The 23,954-nt window shown below is 61.9% G+C and carries 20 protein-coding genes and 1 tRNA gene; 6 read left to right on the plus strand and 15 right to left on the minus strand.

The window, feature by feature from the left end:
* Nucleotides 1-75: 75 nt before the first annotated feature.
* From WS92_RS22380 to WS92_RS22425, 8 genes are all read right to left on the minus strand, one after another.
* Complete coding sequence (locus tag WS92_RS22380; protein ID WP_141668076.1) at nt 76-1,452, minus strand: hypothetical protein; 1,377 nt, start codon at nt 1,450-1,452, stop codon at nt 76-78.
* An 82-nt stretch (nt 1,453-1,534) separates the two neighbouring features.
* Nucleotides 1,535-4,849, minus strand: a complete 3,315-nt coding sequence (locus WS92_RS32985) for a DEAD/DEAH box helicase (RefSeq protein WP_082743507.1) — start codon at nt 4,847-4,849, stop codon at nt 1,535-1,537.
* On the minus strand, nt 4,842-5,627 hold the full coding sequence (locus WS92_RS22395; RefSeq protein ID WP_059929189.1) for a hypothetical protein: 786 nt from the start codon (nt 5,625-5,627) through the stop codon (nt 4,842-4,844). Before WS92_RS22395 ends, WS92_RS32985 begins: the two co-directional genes overlap by 8 nt.
* A 226-nt stretch (nt 5,628-5,853) precedes the next feature.
* The gene (locus WS92_RS22400; protein WP_059929195.1) at nt 5,854-7,749 is read right to left on the minus strand and encodes an ATP-binding protein; all 1,896 of its coding nucleotides are present in this window, start codon (nt 7,747-7,749) and stop codon (nt 5,854-5,856) included.
* A 2-nt stretch (nt 7,750-7,751) separates the two neighbouring features.
* Nucleotides 7,752-8,216 (minus strand): ABC-three component system middle component 2, encoded by a 465-nt coding sequence (locus WS92_RS22405; RefSeq protein ID WP_059929198.1) that lies wholly within the window; start codon nt 8,214-8,216, stop codon nt 7,752-7,754.
* 1 nt (nt 8,217) lies between these two features.
* On the minus strand, nt 8,218-9,300 hold the full coding sequence (locus tag WS92_RS35085) for an ABC-three component system protein (RefSeq protein ID WP_141668077.1): 1,083 nt from the start codon (nt 9,298-9,300) through the stop codon (nt 8,218-8,220).
* Nucleotides 9,301-9,916: 616 nt separating this feature from the next.
* Nucleotides 9,917-10,010: transfer RNA gene (locus WS92_RS22420), tRNA-Ser, on the minus strand.
* Between the two features lie 113 nt (nt 10,011-10,123).
* A complete protein-coding gene (locus tag WS92_RS22425) occupies nt 10,124-11,374 on the minus strand; it encodes an aspartate kinase (protein WP_006026005.1) in 1,251 nt (416 codons plus the stop codon).
* Here WS92_RS22425 and WS92_RS32990 point away from each other — a divergent pair.
* The gene (locus WS92_RS32990; RefSeq protein WP_082743508.1) at nt 11,357-11,599 is read left to right on the plus strand and encodes a hypothetical protein; all 243 of its coding nucleotides are present in this window, start codon (nt 11,357-11,359) and stop codon (nt 11,597-11,599) included. The genes WS92_RS22425 and WS92_RS32990 overlap by 18 nt on opposite strands.
* A gap of 115 nt (nt 11,600-11,714) precedes the next feature.
* On the opposite strand, the gene tilS is transcribed toward WS92_RS32990, so the two are convergent.
* From tilS to cysS, 4 genes are all read right to left on the minus strand, one after another.
* The gene (gene tilS / locus WS92_RS22430; RefSeq protein WP_059929207.1) at nt 11,715-13,184 is read right to left on the minus strand and encodes a tRNA lysidine(34) synthetase TilS; all 1,470 of its coding nucleotides are present in this window, start codon (nt 13,182-13,184) and stop codon (nt 11,715-11,717) included.
* 43 nt (nt 13,185-13,227) lie between these two features.
* Complete coding sequence (locus WS92_RS22435) at nt 13,228-14,199, minus strand: acetyl-CoA carboxylase carboxyltransferase subunit alpha (RefSeq protein ID WP_015602471.1); 972 nt, start codon at nt 14,197-14,199, stop codon at nt 13,228-13,230.
* 103 nt (nt 14,200-14,302) lie between these two features.
* Nucleotides 14,303-15,241 carry a DNA-3-methyladenine glycosylase family protein gene (locus tag WS92_RS22440; protein WP_015600103.1) on the minus strand — a complete coding sequence of 313 codons (939 nt, stop codon included), beginning with the start codon at nt 15,239-15,241 and terminating at the stop codon, nt 14,303-14,305.
* Between the two features lie 47 nt (nt 15,242-15,288).
* Nucleotides 15,289-16,686 (minus strand): cysteine--tRNA ligase, encoded by a 1,398-nt coding sequence (gene cysS / locus WS92_RS22445; protein ID WP_059929209.1) that lies wholly within the window; start codon nt 16,684-16,686, stop codon nt 15,289-15,291.
* A gap of 230 nt (nt 16,687-16,916) precedes the next feature.
* Between cysS and WS92_RS22450 the strand changes: the two genes are divergently transcribed.
* The 4 genes from WS92_RS22450 (at nt 16,917) to WS92_RS22465 (ending at nt 19,667) form a co-directional block, all read left to right on the plus strand.
* A complete protein-coding gene (locus WS92_RS22450; protein WP_009912916.1) occupies nt 16,917-17,639 on the plus strand; it encodes a tetratricopeptide repeat protein in 723 nt (240 codons plus the stop codon).
* Nucleotides 17,640-17,694: 55 nt separating this feature from the next.
* Nucleotides 17,695-18,270 (plus strand): peptidylprolyl isomerase, encoded by a 576-nt coding sequence (locus WS92_RS22455; RefSeq protein WP_009912917.1) that lies wholly within the window; start codon nt 17,695-17,697, stop codon nt 18,268-18,270.
* An 81-nt stretch (nt 18,271-18,351) separates the two neighbouring features.
* Nucleotides 18,352-18,843: a peptidylprolyl isomerase gene (locus WS92_RS22460; RefSeq protein WP_006025998.1), complete on the plus strand. Its 492-nt coding sequence runs from the start codon at nt 18,352-18,354 to the stop codon at nt 18,841-18,843.
* Between the two features lie 23 nt (nt 18,844-18,866).
* Nucleotides 18,867-19,667, plus strand: a complete 801-nt coding sequence (locus tag WS92_RS22465) for a UDP-2,3-diacylglucosamine diphosphatase (RefSeq protein ID WP_059929213.1) — start codon at nt 18,867-18,869, stop codon at nt 19,665-19,667.
* A gap of 96 nt (nt 19,668-19,763) precedes the next feature.
* On the opposite strand, the gene cysE is transcribed toward WS92_RS22465, so the two are convergent.
* Together cysE and WS92_RS22475 are read right to left on the minus strand one after the other, a co-directional pair.
* Complete coding sequence (gene cysE, locus WS92_RS22470) at nt 19,764-20,546, minus strand: serine O-acetyltransferase (protein ID WP_015600533.1); 783 nt, start codon at nt 20,544-20,546, stop codon at nt 19,764-19,766.
* Between the two features lie 197 nt (nt 20,547-20,743).
* Nucleotides 20,744-21,643, minus strand: coding sequence for an RNA methyltransferase (locus WS92_RS22475; RefSeq protein WP_059929216.1), 900 nt, complete (start codon nt 21,641-21,643; stop codon nt 20,744-20,746).
* Between the two features lie 307 nt (nt 21,644-21,950).
* On the opposite strand from WS92_RS22475, the gene WS92_RS22480 reads away from it, so the two are divergent.
* A complete protein-coding gene (locus tag WS92_RS22480; protein WP_009912921.1) occupies nt 21,951-22,754 on the plus strand; it encodes an inositol monophosphatase family protein in 804 nt (267 codons plus the stop codon).
* A gap of 251 nt (nt 22,755-23,005) precedes the next feature.
* On the opposite strand, the gene WS92_RS22485 is transcribed toward WS92_RS22480, so the two are convergent.
* Nucleotides 23,006-23,278 carry a hypothetical protein gene (locus WS92_RS22485; protein WP_015600132.1) on the minus strand — a complete coding sequence of 91 codons (273 nt, stop codon included), beginning with the start codon at nt 23,276-23,278 and terminating at the stop codon, nt 23,006-23,008.
* Nucleotides 23,279-23,954 lie beyond the last annotated feature (676 nt).

Below are 23,954 nucleotides of genomic sequence, written 5' to 3' on the forward strand. Positions count from 1 at the left end.
AGTGCGAATGTTGGCACGGTCGAGGGCGGCTTGTCGCTGGGACTCGCGTGGGTAGTTGAGAGTCTACGTGGCTTTTTAGCCGGTTCGCTTTGCCGCTGCCGCAAATTCCTCCTCTAATTCACGAATCAGCGAAGCTAGGTATTTTTTGGAATTGTCACGATTTGCCCTTCTGCGCAGAGCTGCATCTTCGCTAAGTACTTCATCTAACGACTTTGCGGTGACGATTCCCGTTTCGATAAGTCTTTTTTTCCACGAGGCTTCTGGGAACGTGAGAATTCGCCCTGAGTCGTGACAATAAGCATAAGCCTTAAGCGGATAGAGATCGATTACTTCGATGAAGCGTCTGTCGCAAGTGAGCAGTGACGGAAAATAGTAGCGCGGCCGGCTACGTAAGGCCGTCGTTCTGAGCCGAACGTTGAGCATGCCCTCCATCATTCGAAGATGCAGAAGATCCCACGCCATGTTCTTGAGTTGATCAAGCAGTTCCGGAAGACAGTCCGGTTCGGAACGTTGAATCTTTCCAAAAAATCGCAACTGCTGCCCCTTCTTAAAATACTCTGTTGCGACTACGATTTCCCTGAGAAACAGCGTATGCAAGCGGTCGTTAAGGAACTCCAAAAATTCGTTCACCTTTGAAGCTACCGCTAACGCTTGCGGCTTACGTAATTGGATGATCGTCATCTTCAGGAGAAGGCTGTACATCACCGCGTGATCATACAAGACCGATTCCAATATTTCCGGCTGCGCCGCGTCCTCTTTCATCATCGAGAGATGCTCGTCGACGCGGCGCTCAATTTCTTCGTCCGAGCTTTTGAAACGTACGTCCCCCGTTGAGTGGAGAGCGCTCGCATCAAGCTCTCGCAACCGTTCGTAGCCAATCAGTTTTTCCTTGATTCCGAGAACGTTTTCTTCCTCCAAAATGTTTGGAAGGTTCTCTATCATGTACGGAATCGGGTCCACAAACACGTCGTCGCGAGCAATGAACTCGAAGACCTCCCGGAAGTCTTTAGGTAGGCGTCCACGGTTTCCCGAAAGGTAAGGTTCGAGGTAACTAACTGTTTGCGTGTCTAAAGCGATCGAATAGTCACATGAGAGTACGGCATAACTCCCCGTTGACCGCGTCTGCTGAATATTGCTGTCTAGTAGCATTACCCGTTCTTTGGGCAACAAGCCACGAACGACCGAGCCCTCGGAAAATGATCTGTTTACCGAAACGCCGGGCGCGACACCTGTGTCTGACGCAACATAGAACGTCCAGTTAGGCAAGATGCTGCCAAAGCGCTCATAAGCGTCCGCCGCCGCGGCAGGAGAAACAGCATCCCCAATCGCGTCCACTATCCTCGTCTCTATTTCCGGAAAGGACGGTTGGCGTCTTGCTATAGAAAGCTGGTTCGGAAAGCGCTTTATGAACAGGGCCAGCATTGAGAGGCTTTCGGAGAGTTGCTTGTCCAATTTCCAGGGTCGAGTAAGTAGATTGTGTGATTGCGCAAGCGTATACGACCGCGAATGAACTTGTGACGCGTGAAGCAAACGGCTACAGGAATGCGGAAATTTCAACGGCTTGGGCGACACGTTTAAACGCACGGCCAAAGTCTTCACCTGCAGAAGCGGGTTGTAGCACGGAGGCAATTTCCGCGAACTTCCGGTGCACTGCACGACGAGCCGGCCGCCCACTCAGGTATTGTCGCAGGACCAGCTTGTCTGCATCGTCAAAACCTTGTCGAACGCACGAACCAAGTAAGTCAAGCACAAGTGGCATATCAGGCTTCTGCCCATTTTCAACGGAGATTGCCCGGAATATCTGTGCCGGCAAACTAAAAATATATGAGATTTCTGGTAATAGACGTAGAACGAATTCCCGCGCCGCCTCGCATTTTCCGAGACGAGTTTCTTTCGTACCAAACACGCGCTCCATTTGCGCGAGTGTGTCTCCTGCTATCCAGCGATCCAGCAGCGAGAAGATGCGACCGACGGCATACGCTCCGCGCGCTTCGTCATCCTCAAGCTTCTTGTAGGTGTTTCCGAACATCCCTTCGAGACTTTCTTTACGAATGAGTTGCGGTATCAACTTTGGTCTCTGTGTGAACCAACCGACGAGCCATAAGTACCAGTCGCGCGTCGTTGCGTTGGGGTTCACTGATCCAGATAGTGGTTGCCCGAGCTCACGAATGATTGCAACAGGGATCCCTGCGGACGCAGCCAGGCGATCGGCCCACGTCAGCACGGAGGGTGTGTTCGGATCCGCGCGTCTGAGAGCAATCGCGGCGTCAATTCTGGATTGAATCCACTGAGCATTCCCCTGCTGCCTGGCGCGAAACGCAGCGAAGGAACGAACAAGCAATGCTTTAGCTGGCGCATCGTCGTCGCCTGCATCCGATGGAGCCGAAACAGGTAGTCTTCGGAGCAAATACATTGCCATTTCAGATTTCGATGCTGCTTCGTCGTGAATTTGGTCGAGCAGCCGCGTCAATGGATCATCTATAGTAAGACATTGGTCGCTCTGGGCGAAGATGGCTTGCAAATCGGACCAGTGGCTATGAATTTTGCTGGCCTTGTCATCGAAGTTGACCACTTTGCTTGGCACAATCAATACAAACCCATAGGATGCATCCCCTGCTCGGCCCGCTCGACCCGCAGCGTTCAGAAGTTCGTGAGCATCAAGCTTTTCCATCCGGTCTGCTTTCGGGTCGAACCGGCTGTCGCCTCCGATGATGACCACCTCGCTGGGCAGGTTCATGCCTTGGGCAAGTGTCGACGTCGCAACCAGGACATTAATGCCATCCTCCCTTCTGAACAGAGACTCGTGAAGGTTCCGCTCGGCGGGTAGTAGCAATCCGTGATGGCATGCGCTTGATGACACCAGCCTTACTTCATGTTCGACCTGCAGGTACAAATGTTCTGCTCCTCCGAGCTCGTCAGCAGCGGATAGGTAGAGGTCCCGTTCGTCAGCTGTCAGCAAGCAGTCCGGTTGACCGAGCTCCCTCGAGAGGGTGTTCGAAGCACTGTTGGCAAGAGGAATAGTCTGAGTGAATATTAGTGTTTTTAATCCTTGGTGAGCAGTTGCCTGAGCGATCGCAGCAGCAACCTGATTTCCGTTTGGCGTAAGGTACCAATCCCGGTTCTTTGTCGATCCGGTAGAAAGCGTTACCTGCTCGTCGAGCAGCGGCAGAAGCGCATAGTCCTTGCGGGCTTTCGATTGCCAGGTTTGGTGTAGGCAGAAAAACCCGAATGGCGAGATTTTCAAGCCACGTTTTAGCTCCGCCGGCGCATCCTTATTGGACACCTTCGCACGAGTTTGACGCAAACGAAGATTTAGGGCCTTGATTTCCTCATCGCCATATACCACGCACCCACGCACCTGCCGAGTTGGTTTCCACGTCAACGTAAGTGACAAAGACTCGCGTCCCGTGAGCTCGCTCATCCAACCGGCCATTTCCTCCGTGTTCATCATCATCGCTGATAGAAACAGCAGATCGGCCTTCGGTGCCACAGCGACAAAATTAAGCACCGAAAGCATGGCGTCAATCGCTCGACGACTCGTTTCCGTCCCCCGCGGATGCAAAAGATGACATTCGTCGAATACCAGCAAGCCCACGTCAGCGAATATCTCCCGGTTAAAGCTGAGCATGGCCAAGCACCGCTCCGGCGTCATCACCGAGATCGCTGGCAGCGTGTCGCCTTCGACGTCCAGAACAAGTTCGTCTGTTCGCTCTCGCAACACATCCGAATCCGGGAAGGTCGCCTTTAGGGCGCTCGCCGTCTGGTCAACAAGTGCAAGGGTCGGCGCCAGAAAGACTGCTTTTACGCCCCTTAGCAGAGCTGTAGCAATCTTGAGTTCTGCCAGGGTCGATTTCCCCGCGCCGGTTGGAAAACTGACGGCGGCGGAAACCCCGGGCTCTAGGTATCCCGACGCGATCGCCTGCCGATGGTTCCGCCATAAATAGGGACGACGCTCTGCCGTCCTCTTTAATAAGCCCCGCCATTGCTCACCATCTATGCCAGACGGCGGAGGCGTGTTGACAAGTGCAGATGCAGCGAGATCTCGTGAGGCAGAAGACAGAAGGGACGCAAGGTGCCGTGGCCCGGGATAAACGCTGTAGGGCAATGCACCCACTCCGCCCAAAATATCGTTCAGCGGTTCGACGCAGAGCGCTTTCACCCGTTCGAACAGTTCGACGGGATCGGCTTGATTGGCGAAAGGGTCCTCGCTATTTCCGCCGAGCATGTTGGCTGCCATCAGGCGCACTCCCTGCAGCAGCATAAGATAGAGCGCACTGACGGCCTGGTCATACCGGTTGCCGACCAGTATCTGAGCTGTGCCTGGCAACGCAATGTCAAGGACATTTCGCAGTCGGCCGTTTGCAAGATGAACGATCGCAGCAAGCAACGCAGCTTCGACCGGCTCGGATGCTCCGATGACGATCGCCTTAGCCATCTCTGCAGCATCGGCGCTTGACTCGGCGATTAGGAAAAGAATTGTCGCCGACACTTCAGGCGAGATGCTGTCCAGCGCGAGGCTGCTCCGTCGTGATTCGGTCTTTCGTATCCTGTCAGCCAGCAATGCCACGTGGTGTGCAGCACCGGCTACGAATGCAGCGGCCGCACGATTTTCACGCTCACCTAGCGCGGAGACGAGCGCTTCCTGGGAAAACGCAAGACGATTTGTTTCCCTCACAAGATTCGTAATATCGTCTGGCAATGAGTCCTCATTGGCCAGTTCGCGGATGCGGATGCGAGCCGCGACAAGGGTGGCATACGCGCCTGTCAATTGTTGAGGAAGATCCGCGAGGTTAAGCCCAGGAAGCGGAGGTGCGCTCGAAATCAGAGCAACCGTGTCGGCATCAAACATTCTTCGTCACCCCCGCGTGAACTTCGGCGATCGCCTGATCGGCCAAGCCTTGCATCCATTTCCGTAAATTGCTCACATGGAGGGTTTCGCCCCGGCGTCGTTGATTTTCTCCAGCGGCGACCTGGTCATAGCCTTTGAAAAGTCGAAGCCGCCCCGCTTCATCTGAATGACTATCGCCCACGGTGATACTGATACGGTATTGACGGACGTTCTTCCAGATCACGTTCTCGATTGCGACGTCTGGGTCAATGTTTGGCTGTGTCGCCAAAAGCGCGGTTACTTCGGCAGTCAGCACGTTTTCGCGGTCGCCGGCTTCCATCGCCGCGAACTCGGGCCAGACATCGTCTCGGATAGTGGCTCGAGCATTCTCGGTCGCCTTGTCTTCAAAAATTATGGCAGCCTTTACCTTCTCCTTCTCAACTTCGAGCTGAAGACCGTCGAAGCCTTTATGCGCCAATATCATATGTGGCGCCCGAATGATGCCACCCGGAGCGGCACGATGAGCGGCAACCCAAGATAGCACCTGAAACATCCAACCGTCCCGATGCCAAGGATCCTCGCCCTTGGCAACAGTAAGGAGCTCAATGGCCCCTGCTGCCGCGTTGCTCGTGGTCGGCGGTACACCAAGCGATGCTCCGGCGAGAATCTTTTGCACATGCCTTGACTGGCCGAGGGCAACGCGTGCAATTTGCTGGGCAAGAACAAGTTCATCTGCGACGGTCCAAGTATTACCGTGGCAGAGCGATTCGTGGCTGAACGGTGTCAGATTGATTGACATACTCTACGTAGTGGCTTTGCCTCTAGTTTTTGCTAATACCGCGCCATGGAAGGACAAGGCTCCGTCGTGCGCACGTTTCCCATCTTCTTTCGCATCGCGTTGCCGTAGACCGTCCCGTAGATGCGGTCGAATGCCAGTTGTCGTCTCGCGGGCCCGGACCGCCGATGCTTCACTGCAGTTAGCGAAACATGCGGCGGCGGAGCCGCAATACGGTCACACAAAATCCTCAGGGAAAGAACCCACGACGACGAACTCCGTCTATCTTTGTGAACTCGATAGCGTCCAAGGTTGGCCGTAGCTCGGCCGGTGGCTCTTCGTTCTCCAGGACGATCAATTGCCCCGGCCCCTTCCAGCCGGCAAGCCAGTTGTAGAACTTGGTGTTGACTGTCACCAAAGGAACATCCGGGTCTCCTTCCTGCTTTTGGTCTGCGAACGACTTTAAGGGCGAGTCAACTACGACCAAACCGGGATGAGGACGTCCGGCGGTTTCCGCGTATTGCAGAAGTGCGATGTAATACGCGGACAGGAAAAGCGCGCGAACACCTTGCCCAAACGAAGTGCGACGACGACCATCAACCGTGATATCAAAAGTCGAGGCGTCGAACGCGACCTGTCTCACGGACTCGAAGCCCCACACATGCAGCAACTGCTTGATGAGTGCCGATAACTCCAAGCCGTCTCCGGCCACTTGGCGCTCGATGCGCGCGTTCTTCGTCACACTGATGGCTTGCAGTCGTGCTGCCTCACGCGTCAAACGCACGATCTCATCGAATGCGCGCACCTGCGTGTACAGCTCTGTCCGTCGACGGGCAAGGTCGGTTGCAGACACCTTGAACTCGTCGATCCCGGACGCAATCATGCGCTTTTCTTGCGCGCTATAATGCTCGAATTCCTCCTGCAGTTCCTTGCGTTCCAGCTTCAAATCGATCAGTCGTTGTGTCTCATATCGCAGCGCAGCATCGAGGCCGGCCTGTTGCTTCTCAATCTTCTTCGCTTCCGCTATGATTGCGCGCCGCTGCTTTTTGGCCGCGCCAGGCGATGTCAGCGACTCCTTGGCATGCTTCTCCATTGTTGCGCCGCATAACGGGCATGGTACGTTCTCGAGAAGGCCATATACTGCCGCTCCTTCGTCGAGCGACACCAGACGAGCGAAATCGCTTTGATACTTGGCTTGCAGCAAGCGGAATCGGCTTTCGAGGCCTGCCGATTGCGCTATCGCGACATCACGCTTGCGAAGCTCTCCGCTCACTCGCGCGATCTCGCTCCGACCGGTTTCGAGTGCTTGGGCTCGCGACTTTTGCTGTTCTGACAGTGCCTTCAGTGTCTCATCCACCCGTGAAAGAGCCTCTTCGACATCCTTCTTGACAGCGCCCTCGGGAATGTCCGCCTGCAACGCCTGAATCATTCCGCGCACGGCGTCGGCGCCACCGGCTGCTGAACGTCGCTCGTCCGTGCTTACACCCGTCTCGATCGCTGCATCGTCCACGCCAGTCAGCATGAGCGCCAGAGCCGCGCTTCTTTCGGTGCGCGTGTTGGAATCGCCCAGAACATTGTCTTTTGCGACGATCGATGTCTGCGACAGCAGCGACCAATGTCGTAAAGGTCCGGCCGCAATATGGCCTTTCTTCCCGGCCTTCTTGAAGACAACGTTCTCACTAACGCCCACGAGACGCTTCATGAGTTCATTGCAATCGAGTTTCAGTTTCCGCGCAGTCGCGGTTCCCTCGATGGTCGAACGGTAGATCGCTTCGGAGCCACCCTGAATACCACGCACGATGGTAAAGACCTTCTCCGGTGCGGTGACCTGGTCAAGTGCTCTTTCGAATTCGAACTCGTCCTGAACACCGTCCCAATCGAACTCATCCTGCTTGTCGGTTTCATCCGCTACCGATTCCGCGCCACGACCGGCACAAATCTCGAGGTAAACCGATTGGTAACCATGTGCTTGTGGAATTTCCTCTGGGATTTCGTCACTGCCCAGGCAGTAAGCGATGCATTGATAAACGTATGACTTGCCTGTTTCGCTGGGCCCGTAAATGACCGAGGCGGGTCGGGACAAGTCGATGATGGCGGGTTCTTTTCCCGGCCCCGTCACCATGAGTCGTTCCAGTGTAAAGGCCATGATCAGCTCAGCAAGTCGCCAATTTCAGCGCCCCAGCGCCGTCCTTCACGGTCGAACCGTCGGGTCAGATCCTCAGAAGTAACATCCCCGAACGTCTCCGCAACCCAGCGTGCACGCTCTTCCAATTCCCGCGCGTACTTCGAGGTAAATGCCTGGACAAGCTGTCGGCAGCGTGGACCCGCAAGATAGACAATCCCGTCGTGGTCGTAGTCGGCTGTGACGACGCCTTTCACACTCATCATGTACAGGCCTTCCTCAATGCGGTCACGACGCGTGAATATCTCGCTGTTTCGCTGTGGAACCGGCGTATGAAGACTCGACGGCCCGTCAAGGTCGGCCGAATAGACAAGCGCATAGTCGAGCAGCACCAGTTTTTGAAGGTCGGCGACTTTGGGACGTAACGCCTGTAGCAGGAACGCCATCCTGATACCAAGCTCAAATGCAGAATTGAATGGAGAAACAGTCATCTCATTTCACCCATTTGAGCTTGCCGACATTGACCAAGTGATGGCAGGCACCAGGCATGTCCGGTTGCCGGAAGCTCTCGCTGAGAGGACTTTCCGGCATCCTGAATTGGTGTGCGCGATTCACCGCGGCGTCGAGTCGCTCGAATCCACTCTTATGCTTCGGATGGCTGACGGAAGTCTTCACAGTTTTCAACATCATGGAGAGAAATGTGTCGAACTCGCCAGGGAAGATGTCGCGACTAAATCGTTCCAATCCTGCCGCACTGTAGAACTCCGAGCGACTCCCAGAAAAGTGGTCTTCGTAGTCGCTGCCAGGCAGTGTGCCTCGCCCAATTGGACATTCGGCGTGCTCACTATATACCGCCAGCAGCTCCTCGATGTACCGGTCTTCCTCTGCGGTAGGGGACGAAGGAGCCTCATCGTCTTCGTCTCGCTTCGGCTTGATGCCAAATCTTTTGTAGTGGGCAACTTTGTTGGCTGCGTGCAGCTCTACCAGAGTTCGAGCGGGCATCTCCTCGAATCGAGCGAAATCGAACGCTTCGACTGCGGCCCTCACGTCGTCGGTCGGCTTGCTCTTCAATCCTCGCTTGCATTGTTGCCAAGCTTCAAGAAACACCGCTTTGAATGCAGCAGGATCTGCAACAAGGAGGTCATGAAGATCAACACCGCAATCCATCGGGGCACAGATGTAATAGGCTCGCGGCTCAGGATAACTTTTGCCGGCAAGGTGACCGAAGAAACTAGCCATCTCCGGGAAGAAGCTCGAAGGAGAGACTGGATCCTTATAGTATTTGCACTGGTAAAGATCCCAGCCATGTTTGGCGCGCGGCAGCGAAACGATTGCCTCGACATCGCGACCTTTATCGCCCGGCATACCGAGGCGCTTCACTTTTGCGTAGGCATTTCCTTCTAAGGGCAAGCAGCACTCTTCAATGAATTGCTCCCACTGTGCTGGATTGAGCAGTCGCAATTGGGCGACTGGCGCATGAGCGCCAGCCTCGATTACGTATTTTGTCTTCGCAGGCAAGCGCATACGGCGCTTGTTAGGAATCGGCTGGTCTGATTCTGGTTCTTTTTGAGTCACGGCAGGCTACCCCGAATACGCCACGGGAACCAACGCTCCCGAGTCTTATTTTCTGCTCATGTGCCACTGCCGGAATCATAGCGCGAAATCAGGCAATATCCGCTGGCGCCATCGGCTTGGCGACGTTAGCGCGAAGTAACGCAATGAACGGCGAGGCGCCGAGAGCAGCGCCTATCCGAAGTACTTGTGCAGGCAAACTGCGCCGGCGGGGCAAAGTTCGGCGAATTCTCTACTGCCTTGCTCGTCTGTCAGAGCATTACTACCGAGAACCGTCCCCCGGCCCTGCGCTACAAAAAATCCCTCGAAGTCGCGGTCAGAAGCCACAAGACGAAACGCCGGTCGAGACACCCGGGGAGCCAGGCGCCTAGATGCTAGCGGCTACATCGCCTCTCACCTTTGCGATATTCGACGGAAACGAGAGCATGGCGCTGACCGCTCCGAACGTTTGCCCAAAAGTTCTATTTGTCCACGGTCCGTGTACACGGGGTTTTTTGGACAGAGGCCATCGCTACCGTGGGTATTCACATGGGTAGGACGATCGAACTTAGAACTCGAAACACAATGAGAAAAGCCCCGTAAATCCTTGAATTTACGGGGCTTTCTTGCTCAAAACTCCTGGCGGAGACGGAGGGATTCGAACCCTCGATCCAGGTTTTGGCCCAGATGCTCCCTTAGCAGGGGAGTGCCTTCGACCTCTCGGCCACGTCTCCCAAACCTTCGCTCGCGCCAGGGAGGCAGCGCGACGAAACCAAAATTCTATAGGGTTACGGGGCCAAGGTCAATTTCCGCGACGCATTTTGTTCAGCGCGTCACGGAAATTTCGTCACGCCTGGTCGAGTTCGAATGCCTTGTGCAGCGCGCGCACCGCCAATTCCATGTATTTCTCGTCGATCAGCACCGAAATCTTGATTTCGGACGTCGAGATCATCTGGATGTTGATGCCCTCCTCCGACAGCGTGCGGAACATCGTGCTCGCCACGCCGACGTGCGAACGCATCCCGACGCCGACCACCGATACCTTCGACACCTTCGGGTCGCCCAGCACCTGCTCGGCGTTCACGTGGCCCTTCACCTGGTTCGTCAGGATGTCCATCGCCTTCTGGTAGTCGCCGCGGCCGACCGTGAACGTGAAGTCGGTTTTCCCTTCGACGCTCTGGTTCTGGATGATCATGTCGACGTCGATGTTCGCGTCCGCGACGGGGCCGAGGATCTGATATGCGATGCCCGGCTTGTCGGGCACGCCCATCACCGCAATGCGCGCTTCGTCGCGCTGGAACGCAATGCCGGAAATGACTGCCTTTTCCATGGTCTCGTCTTCTTCAAAAGTAATCAGGGTGCCCGAGCGCATCTCTTCGTCGAGCGGAATCTGCGGATCGGTGAGGCTCGACAGCACGCGCGTCTTCACGCGGTACTTGCCCGCGAACTCGACCGAGCGGATCTGCAGCACTTTCGAGCCGAGGCTCGCCATTTCCAGCATTTCCTCGAAGGTCACGCTATCGAGCCGGCGCGCCTCTTCGACGACGCGCGGATCGGTCGTGTACACCCCGTCGACGTCCGTGTAGATCAGGCATTCGTCCGCCTCGAGCGCCGCCGCGACCGCGACCGCCGACGTGTCCGAGCCGCCGCGGCCGAGCGTCGTGATGTGGCCGCTCGGATCGACGCCCTGAAAACCCGTGATGATGACGACCTTGCCCGCTTCGAGATCGCGGCGCACGCGCTCGTCGTCGATCGAATGAATGCGCGCCTTCGTGTACGCGCTGTCGGTCTTGATGGGCACCTGCCAGCCGGCGTAGCTCACCGCCTCGACGCCGATTTCCTGCATCGCGATCGACAAGAGGCCGACGCTGACCTGCTCGCCCGTCGACGCGATCACGTCGAGCTCGCGCGGGCTCGGCTGGCTCGAGATCTCTTTCGCGAGACCGAGCAGACGGTTCGTTTCGCCGGACATCGCGGACGGCACGACCACCATCTGGTGCCCGGCCTGATGCCATTTTGCGACGCGTTTCGCGACGTTCTTGATGCGCTCGACCGAGCCCATCGAAGTGCCGCCGTATTTATGTACGATGAGTGCCATTGTCGTTCAGAACTGGAGAAGGGCCGCACGGGCGTACTGGACAGACCGCGGTGCCGTTCGGTCACGCGGCTTGTGGCTGTGGACGGACGACGGGAAGAACGGCTGGGGCGCAGCACGCGGGCGTGGCGATTTGCCCGGAGAAGGCGGATCAGGCCGCGCAAACCGGGTACGTCACGCGGAAAACCTGCACAAAACGCTCGAAAGTCGAGCCGAGCAAACACTTGAGCGTACCCGATCGACGGCTGCTTGACAAGCCGAGCGGACGTCGGCAGGCCGGATCGCAATCTTTTTCCGCCGACACGGGATGCGCATCCGCCGCGATGCGCGCCGGATGCGCCGTTCAAGCGATCAGCATGTCCGGCCGCCATTCGATGCGCCGCCAGCCACCCGGCGTATCGGCACCGTCGTGCACCGCGCGGTTCACGCCGATGCGCGGCACGAACAGCAGCCGCTCGCCCGCGTACAACAGCGGCACGTCGCGCTGCCACGCGGGCACGCCGCGCTCCTGGAACAGATTCTTCAGCGTGCGCCCAGGGCCGCCCCGCCACGTGCGCATCCGCTCGCCGCCCGCGCGCGCGCAGGCGCGCAGGTCGGCGGCCGCGAGCAGCGCCTCCGGCACCGCATCGTGCTCGTGCGCCGCCGCCGGGCTGAACACGAAGGTGCCGCGCCATTCAGGCAGGCGCCACACCGCCTGCCCCCGCCACGCGAGCACGCATTCCGGCCGCCGCGCGGCGCCCGCGGCATCGGCCGCGTCGTCGCGGGCGTCATCGTCAGCCGCGGCGGCGCGCGCGGTTCGCGCCGCTGGCGATGCGCCGCCGTCACCCGCTTCCCATTGAACATCGTCGCGATAGAGACGCAGACGCCATCCCGCATGATCGACGCGCAGCGCATGCGCGTCGCGCGCCGCGCGCAACTGCTTCATCATCTCGGCAAGGCGCGCGGCCGACGCGCCCGGCAGCCCGAGCGAGCGCATCCAGTAGCGCAGCAGATTCGCGCCGCGCTCGTCGTCGAGCGCGACGAGCGCATCACGCGACAACACGCGAGCGTCGTCGCGCGCGACCGCGCGCAGATCGATCGCGGCGAGATCGTCGAGCAGACGCTGGGCCGCCGCCGCATGCTGCGCCGTGCGGCCGAGCGCATCGCGAAAGCCCGGAAAGTGCGGCGCAAGCGCGGGCAGCACGTCGACGCGCAGCGCATTGCGCGCATAGCGCGTATCCGCATTCGATTCGTCGTCAATCCAGCGCAGCGCATGCTGCTGCGCGTAGCGCTCGAGCTGCGCACGCAGCAGGTGCAGCAGCGGCCGCACGCGCACGACGTCGGCAGGCGCCGGCCGGTACTGCGGCGCCATCGCCGCCAGCCCCGCGATGCCCGCGCCGCGCAACAGTTGCAGCAGCACCGTCTCCGCCTGATCGTCCGCATGCTGCGCGAGCCACAGCGTGCGCGCGCCGTGCCGCGCGCACATCGTCTCGAGCGCGCGATAGCGCACCTCGCGCGCGCTCGCTTCGACGCCCTGCCCGCTCGCGCACGGCACGTCGACGCGCGCCGCGTCGAACCGCACGCCGAGCGCTTCCGCCGTTTCCGCGCAATGCGCGAGCCACGCGTCGGCGTTCGCGCTCAGGCCGTGGTGAACATGCAGCGCGATGCAGCGCCCGGCGCCCGCGACGCGCGCGGCCGCGTGCAGCAGCACGGTCGAATCGAGGCCGCCGCTATACGCGATCGCGATCGGCGCATCGTCGGGCAGCGTGGACAATGCGACGCCGATCGCGTCGAGCACGACGCGATCGGCGGAAAATTCATGCGGGGGAATCACGGCGGGAAGGCGCGGCGCGCCTCGTGAGTCGACGGCCCGGCGCTCACGCGCGCGGCGTCGTTTCCTTGAACTTGCCGTAGGCCATCAGACGTCCGAAGCGGCGCTCGCGCAGCGCATCGACACTCATGCCCTGGAACTGGCGCAGCGAATCGCCGAGCGCGCGGCGCAGCAGCGCGGCCATTCCCTTCGGATCGCGATGCGCGCCGCCGAGCGGCTCGTTGACGATCTTGTCGACGAGGCCGAGCGCCTTCAGCCGATGCGCGGTCAGGCCGAGCGCCTCGGCCGCTTCCGGCGCCTTCGCGGCGCTCTTCCACAGGATCGACGCGCACCCTTCCGGCGAGATCACCGAGTACGTCGAGAACTGCAGCATCGTCACCGTATCGGCAACCGCGATCGCGAGCGCGCCGCCCGAGCCGCCCTCGCCGATCACCGTCGCGATGATCGGCGTCTTCAGCTCGGCCATCACGTACAGATTGTGGCCGATCGCCTCCGACTGGCCGCGCTCTTCCGCGCCGACGCCCGGATACGCGCCCGGCGTGTCGACGAACGTGAAGATCGGCAGCCCGAACTTTTCGGCGACGCGCATCAGGCGCTCCGCCTTCCGATAGCCCTCCGGGCGCGGCATCCCGAAATTGCGTGCGGCGCGCTCCTTCGTGTCGCGGCCTTTCTGGTGGCCGATCACCATGCACGCATGGCCGTTGAAGCGGGCGAGGCCGCCGACGATCGACTGGTCGTCCGCGAACGCGCGGTCGCCGTGCAGCTCATGGAAATCGGTGAAGAGCTCGCTCACGTAATCGAGCGTATACGGCCGCTGCGGATGGCGCGCGATCTGCGACACCTGCCAAGGCGTCAGGTTCGCGTACAGATCCTTCGTGAGCTGCTGGCTCTTTTTCGACAGCCGCTCGATCTCTTCCGAAATGTCGACAGCCGAATCGTCCTGCACGAAGCGCAGTTCCTCGATTTTCGCCTCGAGCTCGGCGATCGGCTGTTCGAAATCCAGAAAGGTGGTCTTCATGTGTCTGAAATCCTTGAATCTTGCGGCAGCGCGTATTCTAACCGCGCCCGCCGGACGCAAGACCGGGCCGCAACTATCGATTGGAGAAAAGCAATAGCTTTGATCAGTTAACGGCGGTCAGCGGATCGAGACTGCGCCACATGTACCAGGTGGCGACCGTCCGCCACGGCTCCCAGTTCGCAGCCACCTCGCGCGCCTCGCTGCGCGTGACGGGCTCGCCGCTGAAATAATTGACGCTGATCGCGCGAATGAGCCCCAGATCGTCGAGCGGCAGCACGTCCGGCCGCGACAGGTTGAAGATCAGGAACATTTCGGCCGTCCAGCGGCCGATCCCGCGAATCTGCGTGAGTTCGGCGATCACGCCCTCGTCGTCCATCGTCGCCCATTTGTCGACGTGAAGCGCGCCCGACACGAAGTGCCGGGCGAGATCGAGAATATATTCGGACTTGCGCTTCGACAGGCCGCACGCGATCAGCTTTTCCTGGCCGAGCTTGATGATCTGCGGCGGCGCGAGCTTCGGGCACGCGGTCTCGATCTTGACCCAAACCGATTGCGCGGCGGCGACCGAGATCTGCTGGCCGACCACCGAGCGCGCGAGCGTGACGAACGAATCGCCGCGCTTGACGAGATGCGCGGGACCGAACTTCGGGATCAGCTTCTTGAGAATCCGGTCGCGCTTGACGAGATCGGCGCACGCCTTGTCCCAGTATGGCGGACGCGCGACCGTCTCGGCGTCGGAGAGCTGCACGGGCACGGCTGCCTCCGATACGCGCGCCTTGCGCGCGGCGGGCTCCGCCGCGGTTACGGCGGCCTCGCGCGGCAATGCGTCGGCGACGCGCTCGCCATCGACCTTCGCGCGCGCCGACTTCGCAGCCGCCGTGCGCAAGCTCGGCTTGTGCGCGGCGCCGTTGGCCGCGCCGTTCGGCGCCGCGCGCTTCGCGCCCGCCTTGTGCACCGCCGGCGCACGCGCGCCGGCCCGCTTGGCCGCAATCGGCGGCTGCGTCGCCGCGCGCTTAGCCGGCGCTTTTCTGGCCGTTGCCATCTAGCCTCCTACCTGGCGAATCGATCAGCGGGACAGACCATGCGCGCTCATACGCGACGCCACTCGGTCGATCCGCCCGGTTTGTCTTCAAGTGCGATCCCGGCTTCGAGCAGTTCCGCGCGGATCCGGTCCGCTTCGGCATAGTTCTTCGCCTGCTTCGCCGCGACGCGCGCGGCGATCTTCGCTTCGATCTCTTCCGGCTCGAGCGCGCCCGCGCGCGCGGCGCCCGCCGCTTGCTGCAGGAACTCGCGCGGCTCGCGGCCGAGCAGGCCGAGCACGCCCGCGAGCCGCTTGAGCTGGCGCGCGAGCGCCGGCTCGCGCGTGCGGTTCACCTCGGTCGCGAGCTCGAACAGCACGGCCACCGCGACCGCCGTGTTGAAGTCGTCGTTCATCGCGGCCGCAAAACGCCGCGCGTGCGCCTCGCTCCAGTCGAGCGGCGCCGCATCCGGCGTCGCGTCCTTCAGCGCCGTGTAAAGACGCGTGAGCGACGCGCGCGCGTCGTCGAGATGAACGTCGCTGTAATTGAGCGGCGAACGATAGTGGGTGCGAACGATGAAGAAGCGCACGACTTCGGCATCGAACTTCTCCAGCACTTCGCGGATCGTGAAGAAGTTGCCGAGCGACTTCGACATCTTCTCACTATCGACCTGCACGAAACCGTTGTGCATCCAATAATTGACGAAAGTTTGTCCGGTCGCGCCCTCGCTTTGCGCGATCTCGTTCTCGTGGTGCGGGAACTGCAGGTCCTGGCCGCCGCCGTGGATGTCGAAGTGCTCGCCGAGCAGCGTGCAGCCCATCGCCGAGCATTCGATGTGCCAGCCCGGACGGCCCGCGCCGTACTTCGATTCCCACGACGCGCCGGCCGGATCCTGCGGCTTCGCGCGCTTCCACAGCACGAAATCGAGCGGATCTTCCTTCGCGTCGTTCGCGGCGACGCGCTCGCCCGCGCGCAAGTCCTCGAGCGACTTGCCGGACAGCTTGCCGTAGTTCGCGAACTTGCGGACCGAGTAATTGACGTCGCCGTCCTTCGCCTGGTACGCGTAGCCGTTCGCCTCGAGCTTCTCGATCATCCCGAGCATCTGCGGGATGAAATCGGTCGCGCGCGGCTCGATGTCCGGCCGCTCGACGCCGAGCGCGTCAAAATCCGCGTTCATCGCGCGGGTGAAGCGGCTCGTGAGCGACTGGATCGTCTCGCCGTTCTCGACCGCGCGGCGGATGATCTTGTCGTCGATGTCGGTGATGTTGCGCACGTACGTCACGCGATAGCCGGCCGCGCGCAACCAGCGCTGGACGACGTCGAACACGACCACCATCCGCGCATGGCCGATATGGCAATAGTCATAGACGGTGATCCCGCAGACGTACATCCGCACTTCGCCGGGCTGCCGCGGCACGAAGACTTGCTTGTCACGCGCGAGCGTGTTGTAGATGCGCAGTGATTCCATAGAGACGAAAGTGAGCCGAGGGAAACCGCCTGGCGATGCCCGCCGTGCATGCGGCACCCGGCCGGACTTCTGGCTGGGCCGCGTGCCGTGCGCTTCCTCGGATGACATGCGGCGATCGATCCGCAAGCGAAGCGGTGACGGCCACGAGAGGCAAAGACTGTCCGCGGCTCGCCGGAACGCGCGGACGTTTTGTTAGAATGGGTCGGAGTATAACATTCCGATTTGAGCCTATGAAACCTTCCCGCGGCCGCGCGCCGAGCGCTGCGACCCTTGTTGCGACCGCCGCCGTGAGCGCCGCGCTCGCGCTCTTTCCGGGCGCGGCGGCCCTTGCGCAGAAAGCGCCCGCCCCCACCGACGGCACGCCGGAAATCGACGCGTCGATCGCGAATCGCAACTGGGCGCAGGCGCTCGCGCAACTCGACGCGCGCATCGCGTCGAACCCGCGCGACGTGCAGGCGCAGTTCAAGCGCGGCACCGTGCTCGCGCGGCTGAACCGCGACGACGACGCGATCAAGCAGTTCGTCGAGCTGACGCAGGCCTATCCGGAACTGCCGGAACCCTACAACAACCTGGCGGCGCTCTACGCGAAGCACGGCCGCTACGACGACGCGCGCAGCGCGCTCGTCACGGCGACGCATGCGAACCCGAACTACGGTCTCGCGTACGAGAACCTCGGCGATCTCTACCTGCGCCTCGCGGCCGAGTCGTACAAACGCGCGCAGTCGCTCGGCCGCACGACGGGCGCGACCGCGCAGCGCCTGTCGGATCTGCAGAAGATCATCACGCCGCCGAAGACGAAATCGGCGGCCGCGCAGGCGCCGGCCGCGCGTGACTATTCGGCCCGGGCGGCCGCGAACGTGACGACGACCACGCTGCCGCTCTCTCCGACGTTCCAGTTCGGCGGGCCGAGCGGCACGCTCGCGATGCCGCCTTACGTCGCGCCGTCCCAATGACGCAATGACGCGCGGCGGCCGCCGCGTCTTTCCTTCACCCACCCAGAGGACCGTTATGAAACGTCTGTTGCTGGCGCTCGGCAGCGCCGCCCTCCTCGCGACCGCCCCCGCGTTCGCGCAATCGGCCGCGACGCACCCCGTCGTGCAGATGAAGACCACGCAGGGCGACATCCGCATCGAGCTGTATCCGGAGAAGGCGCCGAAGACCGTCGCCAACTTCCTCGATTACGTGAAGGCGGGCCAGTACAACGGCACGATCTTCCATCGCGTGATCAAGGGCTTCATGATCCAGGGCGGCGGCTACAAGACGAACTTCGACGAAAAGCCGACCCGCGCGCCGATCCCGCTCGAGAGCAAGAACGGCCTGAAGAACGCGACGGGCACGATCGCGATGGCGCGCACGAGCGATCCGAACTCGGCGACCGCGCAGTTCTTCATCAACACCGTCGACAACGCGAGCCTCGACTATCCGAATCCGGACGGCAACGGCTACGCGGTGTTCGGCAAGGTCGTGTCGGGCATGGACGTCGTGAAGAAGATCGAGGCCACGACGACGACGGTGCGCGGTCCGATGCGCGACGTGCCGGAAAAGCCGATCGTGATCGAATCGGCGACGATCGTCTCGAAATAAGCCAGCCAGACTCTTTCGCGCGGCCGCGTCGTCCCGAGCGGCCGCGCGCCGTTTAAACCCCATCCATCGAAGGAATTCATCATGATCGAACTGCATACGAACCACGGCGTCATCAAGCTCGAACTCGACGAGGCGAAGGCGCCGAAGACGGTCGAGAACTTCCTGAACTACGTGAAGAAGGGCCACTACGACGGCACGATCTTCCACCGCGTGATCAACGGCTTCATGATCCAGGGCGGCGGCTTCGAGCCGGGCCTGAAGCAAAAGCCGACCGACGCGCCGATCACAAACGAAGCGAACAACGGCCTGAAGAACGACACGTATACGATCGCGATGGCGCGCACGAACGATCCGCACTCGGCGACCGCGCAGTTCTTCATCAACGTGAACGACAACGACTTTCTGAACCACTCGTCGCCGACGCCGCAGGGCTGGGGCTACGCGGTGTTCGGCAAGGTCGTCGAGGGCCAGGATATCGTCGACAAGATCAAAGCCGTCAAGACGGGCAGCAAGGGCTTCCATCAGGACGTGCCGAACGACGACGTCGTGATCGAGAAGGCTGTCGTGGTCTGAAGACGGCGCGACGAGGCATCGGGATGTTGCAGGAAACACCGCCGCGAAGCGTGTTTGCGGGCGTGCCGGGCGAGCGCGTGCTCGCGCACGCGGCGCGCCCGTTCCTGTTCGTCTCCGATCTGCATCTGAGCGACGCGATTCCGCACACGGTCGCCGCGTTCGAGCACTTCGTGCGCGTGACGGCCGACAGTGCGGATTCGGTGTTCATCCTCGGCGATCTGTTCGAATACTGGATCGGCGACGACATCCTCGATCACGATCCGTTCGCCGCACGGATGGCGGAATTGCTGCACACGTTCTCCGAACGCGGCATCGCGCTCTACGTGATGCGCGGCAATCGCGACTTCCTGCTCGGCAAGCGCTTCATGAAGGCGGCGGGCGCGCTCCTGATTCCGGATCCGTCCGTCGTCGTCGCGTTCGGCAACCGCATCGCGCTCGCGCACGGCGATGCGCAGTGCACGGCCGATCGCGGCTACCAGTGGTTTCGCCGCTTCGCGCGCAACGGCATGGCGCAGCGGCTCTTTCTCGCATGCCCGTTCGCGTGGCGCCGCGCGCTCGCCGAACGGATGCGCGCATCGAGCGAATCCGGCCGGATGCGCCCCGCATCGCCGCGCTACGACGTGACGCGCAAGGGCATCGCCGCGCTCTTCAGGCGCAGCGGCGCGCGCACGATCATCCACGGGCACACGCACAAACCGGCGCGGCATGTCGAGGCGGGCGGCGTGCGCTGGGTACTGCCGGATTGGGAGCTGGACCACGGGCCGCGACGCGGCGGCTATCTGTGCATCGACGCAGAAGGGATACGCGCACGGCCGCTCGATTGAGCGTTGCGCGCTTTCAAGAGGCCGGGCTTTCAAAAGCCCACCAGGCGGCCGCAGCCGGGCGTGCCGGCCGGGCGAACGCGACCCGCGCGCTCCCGCTCAGCGCTCGGCCGCCTTCCCGTCCAGCGCTCGGCCCTCGAACGCGGCGGACAGGCGACGCAAATCGAGTCGCGCGCCGTCCGAGCCTTGCAGCGCATCCAGGTGCGCGCCCAGACGCTCAAGCGCGACAACGATTTCGTCGACGCGCTGCGCCTCCTTTGCCGCATGATCGATGAGGCCGTGAATCGCGAGCGACATCGGATCGTCGGCGTTTGGCGTGATTCCGTACGCGCAGAACGCCGCGCGCTCGGGCGTGCGTTTCGCATCGGCGGGCACGACGACCCGCGCCGGATTGCCGACCGCAGTACCGCCCGCCGGCACCGGCTTCACGACGACCGCATTCGAGCCGATCTTCGCGCCCGCGCCGACCGTAAAGCCGCCCAGCACCTTCGCGCCCGCACCGACGATCACGCCGCGCTCGAGCGTCGGGTGACGCTTCGCGCCGCGCGTGAGCGACGTGCCGCCGAGCGTCACGCCCTGGTAGATCGTGCAGTCGTCGCCGACAACGGCCGTCTCGCCGATCACGACGCCCATCCCGTGATCGATGAACACGCGCCGGCCGAGCGTCGCCCCCGGGTGGATTTCGATGCCGGTCAGGAAGCGGCCGACCTGCGACACGAACCGGCCGAGCCAGCGCCAGCCGGAACGCCAGCACGCGTGCGCGATCCGGTGAAACACGAGCGCGTGCAGCCCCGGATAGCACGTGAGCACTTCCCAGGCGCTGCGGGCGGCGGGATCGCGCTCACGGATCGTAACGACGTCTTCGCGAAGTCTCGTGAACATGGTGGTGACGATGGAAGAAGGAAGCCCGGTGCGCGGCCGCCGGGCGGAGCCGTTATCGCGCTGTCGTTGCATTATCGTTTTGACAGCTTTGCTTATGACACGAGGACGATTGTAGAGTCGCCGCCGCGAACGCGCAGCAGGCGCCGCGTTCTCCCTGCTGCGGCCGCGGGTATGGCCGGCCGCGGGGCCGCGCCGCGTCAGTCGTCCCGCCCGGTGTCGCGGCCGGAATAGTCCGCATCGCCCGGGCCGCTTTCGCCGTCGCCCGAAGCGCCCGCGCGCGCGTCCGCACCGCCCGCCTTCAGCAGGATGTGCTTCGCGATCCCGCGAACGATGTTCACTTCCTCGCGTTCGATCCCCGTTCGCGCAAAGAGCCGCCGCAACCGCGACATCAGCTTCTTTGGATTGCGCGGATCGAGGAAATCGAGCGCGATCAGCGCATTTTCGAGATGAACGAACATCCGCTCGATCTCGTCGCTTTGCGCGAGCGTGCCGAACGCGGCGTCCGGCGGCGCGGCGGACTCGTCGTCTTCGAGCAGCGCGACGCGCAGCTCGTACGCGAGCACCTGCACCGCCTGCGCGAGATTGAGCGAGCTGTATGCGGGGTTTGCCGGAATGTGCGCGATCGCGCTGCAGCGCTCGACGTGCTCGTTCGACAGGCCGGTGCGCTCGTTGCCGAACACGAGCGCGATGTCGCCCGTGCGCACCTGCTGGAGCGCGCTTGCGGCCGCCGCGCGGGGCGCGAGCCGCGGCGGCCCGTACTCGCGCGAACGCGCGGTGAGCCCGAGCGACCATTGCACGCCGTTCAGCGCGTCGGCGAGCGTCGGCACGACGTGCGCGGACGCGAGCACGTCGTCGGCGCCGCTCGCCATCGCGAGCGCCTCTGGATCGCTCTGCACGCGCGGCACGCGCGGCGCGACGAGCACGAGGCGCGAAAAGCCCATCGTCTTCAGCGCGCGCGCCGCCGCGCCGACGTTGCCGGGGTGGCTCGGCTCGATGAGCACGAAGCGCGTCGACGTGAATCCGCCGCGCGCGGCCCGCGCCGGACGGGATGTGGCCGCGCCGCCGGACGGCGCGGACGGTTTCTGCTGAGATTCCAAAGCGTTCATTCGACTGATCAGGATGCCGGTATGGTATCGCCAACTCGCCGGCAAACCCACTCGTCCGAACGGACGATCGAACGGTATGCGCGACCGTTTCGCAAAAAACTGCCGCGAGTCGGGTAAAATCGCGTTTTTGCATGCGGCGCTCGCGCTGTTCGGCCCGCACCCGCTGCACCCGCTCTTTGCCAATTCGTCTTCCGTCGGCGAAACGCCCGCCTGCCGCCCTCCCGCGCGCGCGGCGCCGCTTCGCTGGTTCGATCACCCTCGTGGCGGCCTCGCGTCGCCGGCTTCAGGATTCAGGCTCATGCATCCCATGCTCAACATCGCTGTCAAGGCGGCTCGCCGCGCCGGACAGATCATCAATCGCGCCTCGCTCGATCTCGATCTGATCGAGATTCGCAAGAAGCAGCAGAACGATTTCGTGACGGAAGTCGACAAGGCGGCGGAAGACGCGATCATCGAAACGCTGAAGACCGCCTATCCCGATCACGCGATCCTCGCCGAAGAGTCCGGTGAGTCGGGCGACGAATCCGAATTCCAGTGGATCATCGATCCGCTCGACGGCACGACGAACTTCATTCACGGCTTTCCGTACTACTGCGTGTCGATCGCGCTCGCGCACAAGGGCGTCGTCACGCAGGCGGTGGTCTACGACCCGAACCACAACGACCTCTTCACCGCGACGCGCGGCCGCGGCGCGTACCTGAACGATCGGCGCATCCGCGTCGGACGGCGCGACCGCCTCGCGGACGCGCTGGTCGGCACGGGCTTTCCGTTCCGCGAAAAAGACGGCCTCGACGCCTACTCGCGCCTCTTCACCGAGATGACGCAGGCGTGCACCGGGTTGCGCCGTCCGGGCGCGGCCGCGCTCGATCTTGCGAACGTCGCGGCGGGCCGCCTCGACGGCTTCTTCGAGCAAGGCATCAACGTGTGGGACGTCGCGGCGGGCAGCCTGCTCATCACCGAGGCGGGCGGCCTCGTCGGCAATTACACGGGCGACTCCGATTTCCTGCACCGGCGCGAGATCGTCGCTGCGAATCCGAAGATCTATGCGCAAATGATTCCGATCCTGAACCGCTATACGCATACGCGGCCGGCGGACGAATGAGCGGCTCGACTCCCCCGCCCGCGTGACGCCGATCGCGGCGGCGGGCAAGCTCCGGCGGCCCGCGGCACTCGAAGCGCCGCGGGCCGTTTCATTTCCGGCCTGCGCGAACGCGCCGGCGTGCGCCATCCCGCCGATTTCGAGAAGAAACGCGCAAGCGCGCGCTTCTTCATCGCGAAAGCGCGAACCATCAGGCGACTTCACGACGCGAACGAAGAACGTCGCGCGCCCCTCGCCCGCGTATGCGGCCCGCGTTACCGCACGGCGAAGCTCCCCATCGTCGAATCCGGCTGGCAATTGGGCGCGTAGATATATAACTGCTTGTTCGCGAGGAACGCCGACGTGATGATCGAATAGGTATCCTTGTTTCCGTTCCGATACGCGAGGCTGCCGACGGTCACCTCCATGACGCCGGTATTGTCGACGACGAGCTTGGTGATCGTACCGGACGTGCACAACGTGTCGGCGTGCGCGTAGGACGAGGCCAGAAGTACGGCGGAAACGGCTGCGGCAAAAGTCTTTTTCATTTCATTCTCCTAAACAAGAAGGATTGGCGATTGAAAAGCATGGCTGCATGCACCCTTTCACAACGTCTGCTCAACTCCAACAACATTCGGACATCCGAATATGCGCCGCCGGCCGATTCTCACGCGCCAGATTCGAAACAAGCGGACACGGCGCCTGACGCCCCGGCTTCGTGGAGCGCAACGCGCATGCAATGGATTCGAACGGGGAGATTCGCGTCAGCGGCCGCATCGACGGCGGGCACAACGCGCATCGATCATCAAAAAATCATGAATCTCTCAACGTGGCGTGACGGCGCACAAAGCAAACCGACGCATACACACGCATCGAGCCCAACCCCGGCCAAGCCGACAAGATTTGACGAGACATCACGAGTCCCCTTTTTCACGGGATGTTACTGATCTCCGCGACGGCGTCGCATCGTTCGATGCCGTCCGCTTTTTCCCGCTACTTCCCCGACTTCCGCGACTGCCGCGTCGTGTCGGCCATTCAAGCCGATCGGCGGACATCGCTACTCGAAACGATTATCTTCTTCAGGAAGAGATTCCAACAACGTCACATTCCGGGTTCTTCTCGGCCGACGCCGTACAACCCCTCTTTATTCAATGCGTCGATCGGCCATTTTCATCGCCTCGACACATGCACCGAAACCGATCATGGATTTTCAAATTCATTCGA

This window comes from Burkholderia sp. MSMB1588 (assembly GCF_001546925.1).
GTDB lineage: Bacteria > Pseudomonadota > Gammaproteobacteria > Burkholderiales > Burkholderiaceae > Burkholderia > Burkholderia humptydooensis.

What these genes read in the sequence shown, in the direction of transcription:
- WS92_RS22440 (WP_015600103.1), bottom strand. Translation starts at nt 15,241, where the DNA reads ATGGCAACGGCCAGAAAAGCGCCGGCTAAGCGCGCGGCGACGCAGCCG.
- WS92_RS32990 (WP_082743508.1), top strand. Translation starts at nt 11,357, where the DNA reads ATGTACGATGAGTGCCATTGTCGTTCAGAACTGGAGAAGGGCCGCACG.
- WS92_RS22405 (WP_059929198.1), bottom strand. Translation starts at nt 8,216, where the DNA reads ATGACTGTTTCTCCATTCAATTCTGCATTTGAGCTTGGTATCAGGATG.
- cysS (WP_059929209.1), bottom strand. Translation starts at nt 16,686, where the DNA reads ATGGAATCACTGCGCATCTACAACACGCTCGCGCGTGACAAGCAAGTC.
- WS92_RS22455 (WP_009912917.1), top strand. Translation starts at nt 17,695, where the DNA reads ATGAAACGTCTGTTGCTGGCGCTCGGCAGCGCCGCCCTCCTCGCGACC.
- WS92_RS22480 (WP_009912921.1), top strand. Translation starts at nt 21,951, where the DNA reads ATGCATCCCATGCTCAACATCGCTGTCAAGGCGGCTCGCCGCGCCGGA.
- WS92_RS22425 (WP_006026005.1), bottom strand. Translation starts at nt 11,374, where the DNA reads ATGGCACTCATCGTACATAAATACGGCGGCACTTCGATGGGCTCGGTC.
- WS92_RS22485 (WP_015600132.1), bottom strand. Translation starts at nt 23,278, where the DNA reads ATGAAAAAGACTTTTGCCGCAGCCGTTTCCGCCGTACTTCTGGCCTCG.
- WS92_RS22460 (WP_006025998.1), top strand. Translation starts at nt 18,352, where the DNA reads ATGATCGAACTGCATACGAACCACGGCGTCATCAAGCTCGAACTCGAC.
- WS92_RS22435 (WP_015602471.1), bottom strand. Translation starts at nt 14,199, where the DNA reads ATGAAGACCACCTTTCTGGATTTCGAACAGCCGATCGCCGAGCTCGAG.
- WS92_RS32985 (WP_082743507.1), bottom strand. Translation starts at nt 4,849, where the DNA reads ATGTTTGATGCCGACACGGTTGCTCTGATTTCGAGCGCACCTCCGCTT.
- WS92_RS22400 (WP_059929195.1), bottom strand. Translation starts at nt 7,749, where the DNA reads ATGGCCTTTACACTGGAACGACTCATGGTGACGGGGCCGGGAAAAGAA.
- WS92_RS22450 (WP_009912916.1), top strand. Translation starts at nt 16,917, where the DNA reads ATGAAACCTTCCCGCGGCCGCGCGCCGAGCGCTGCGACCCTTGTTGCG.
- WS92_RS22465 (WP_059929213.1), top strand. Translation starts at nt 18,867, where the DNA reads ATGTTGCAGGAAACACCGCCGCGAAGCGTGTTTGCGGGCGTGCCGGGC.
- WS92_RS22395 (WP_059929189.1), bottom strand. Translation starts at nt 5,627, where the DNA reads ATGTCAATCAATCTGACACCGTTCAGCCACGAATCGCTCTGCCACGGT.
- cysE (WP_015600533.1), bottom strand. Translation starts at nt 20,546, where the DNA reads ATGTTCACGAGACTTCGCGAAGACGTCGTTACGATCCGTGAGCGCGAT.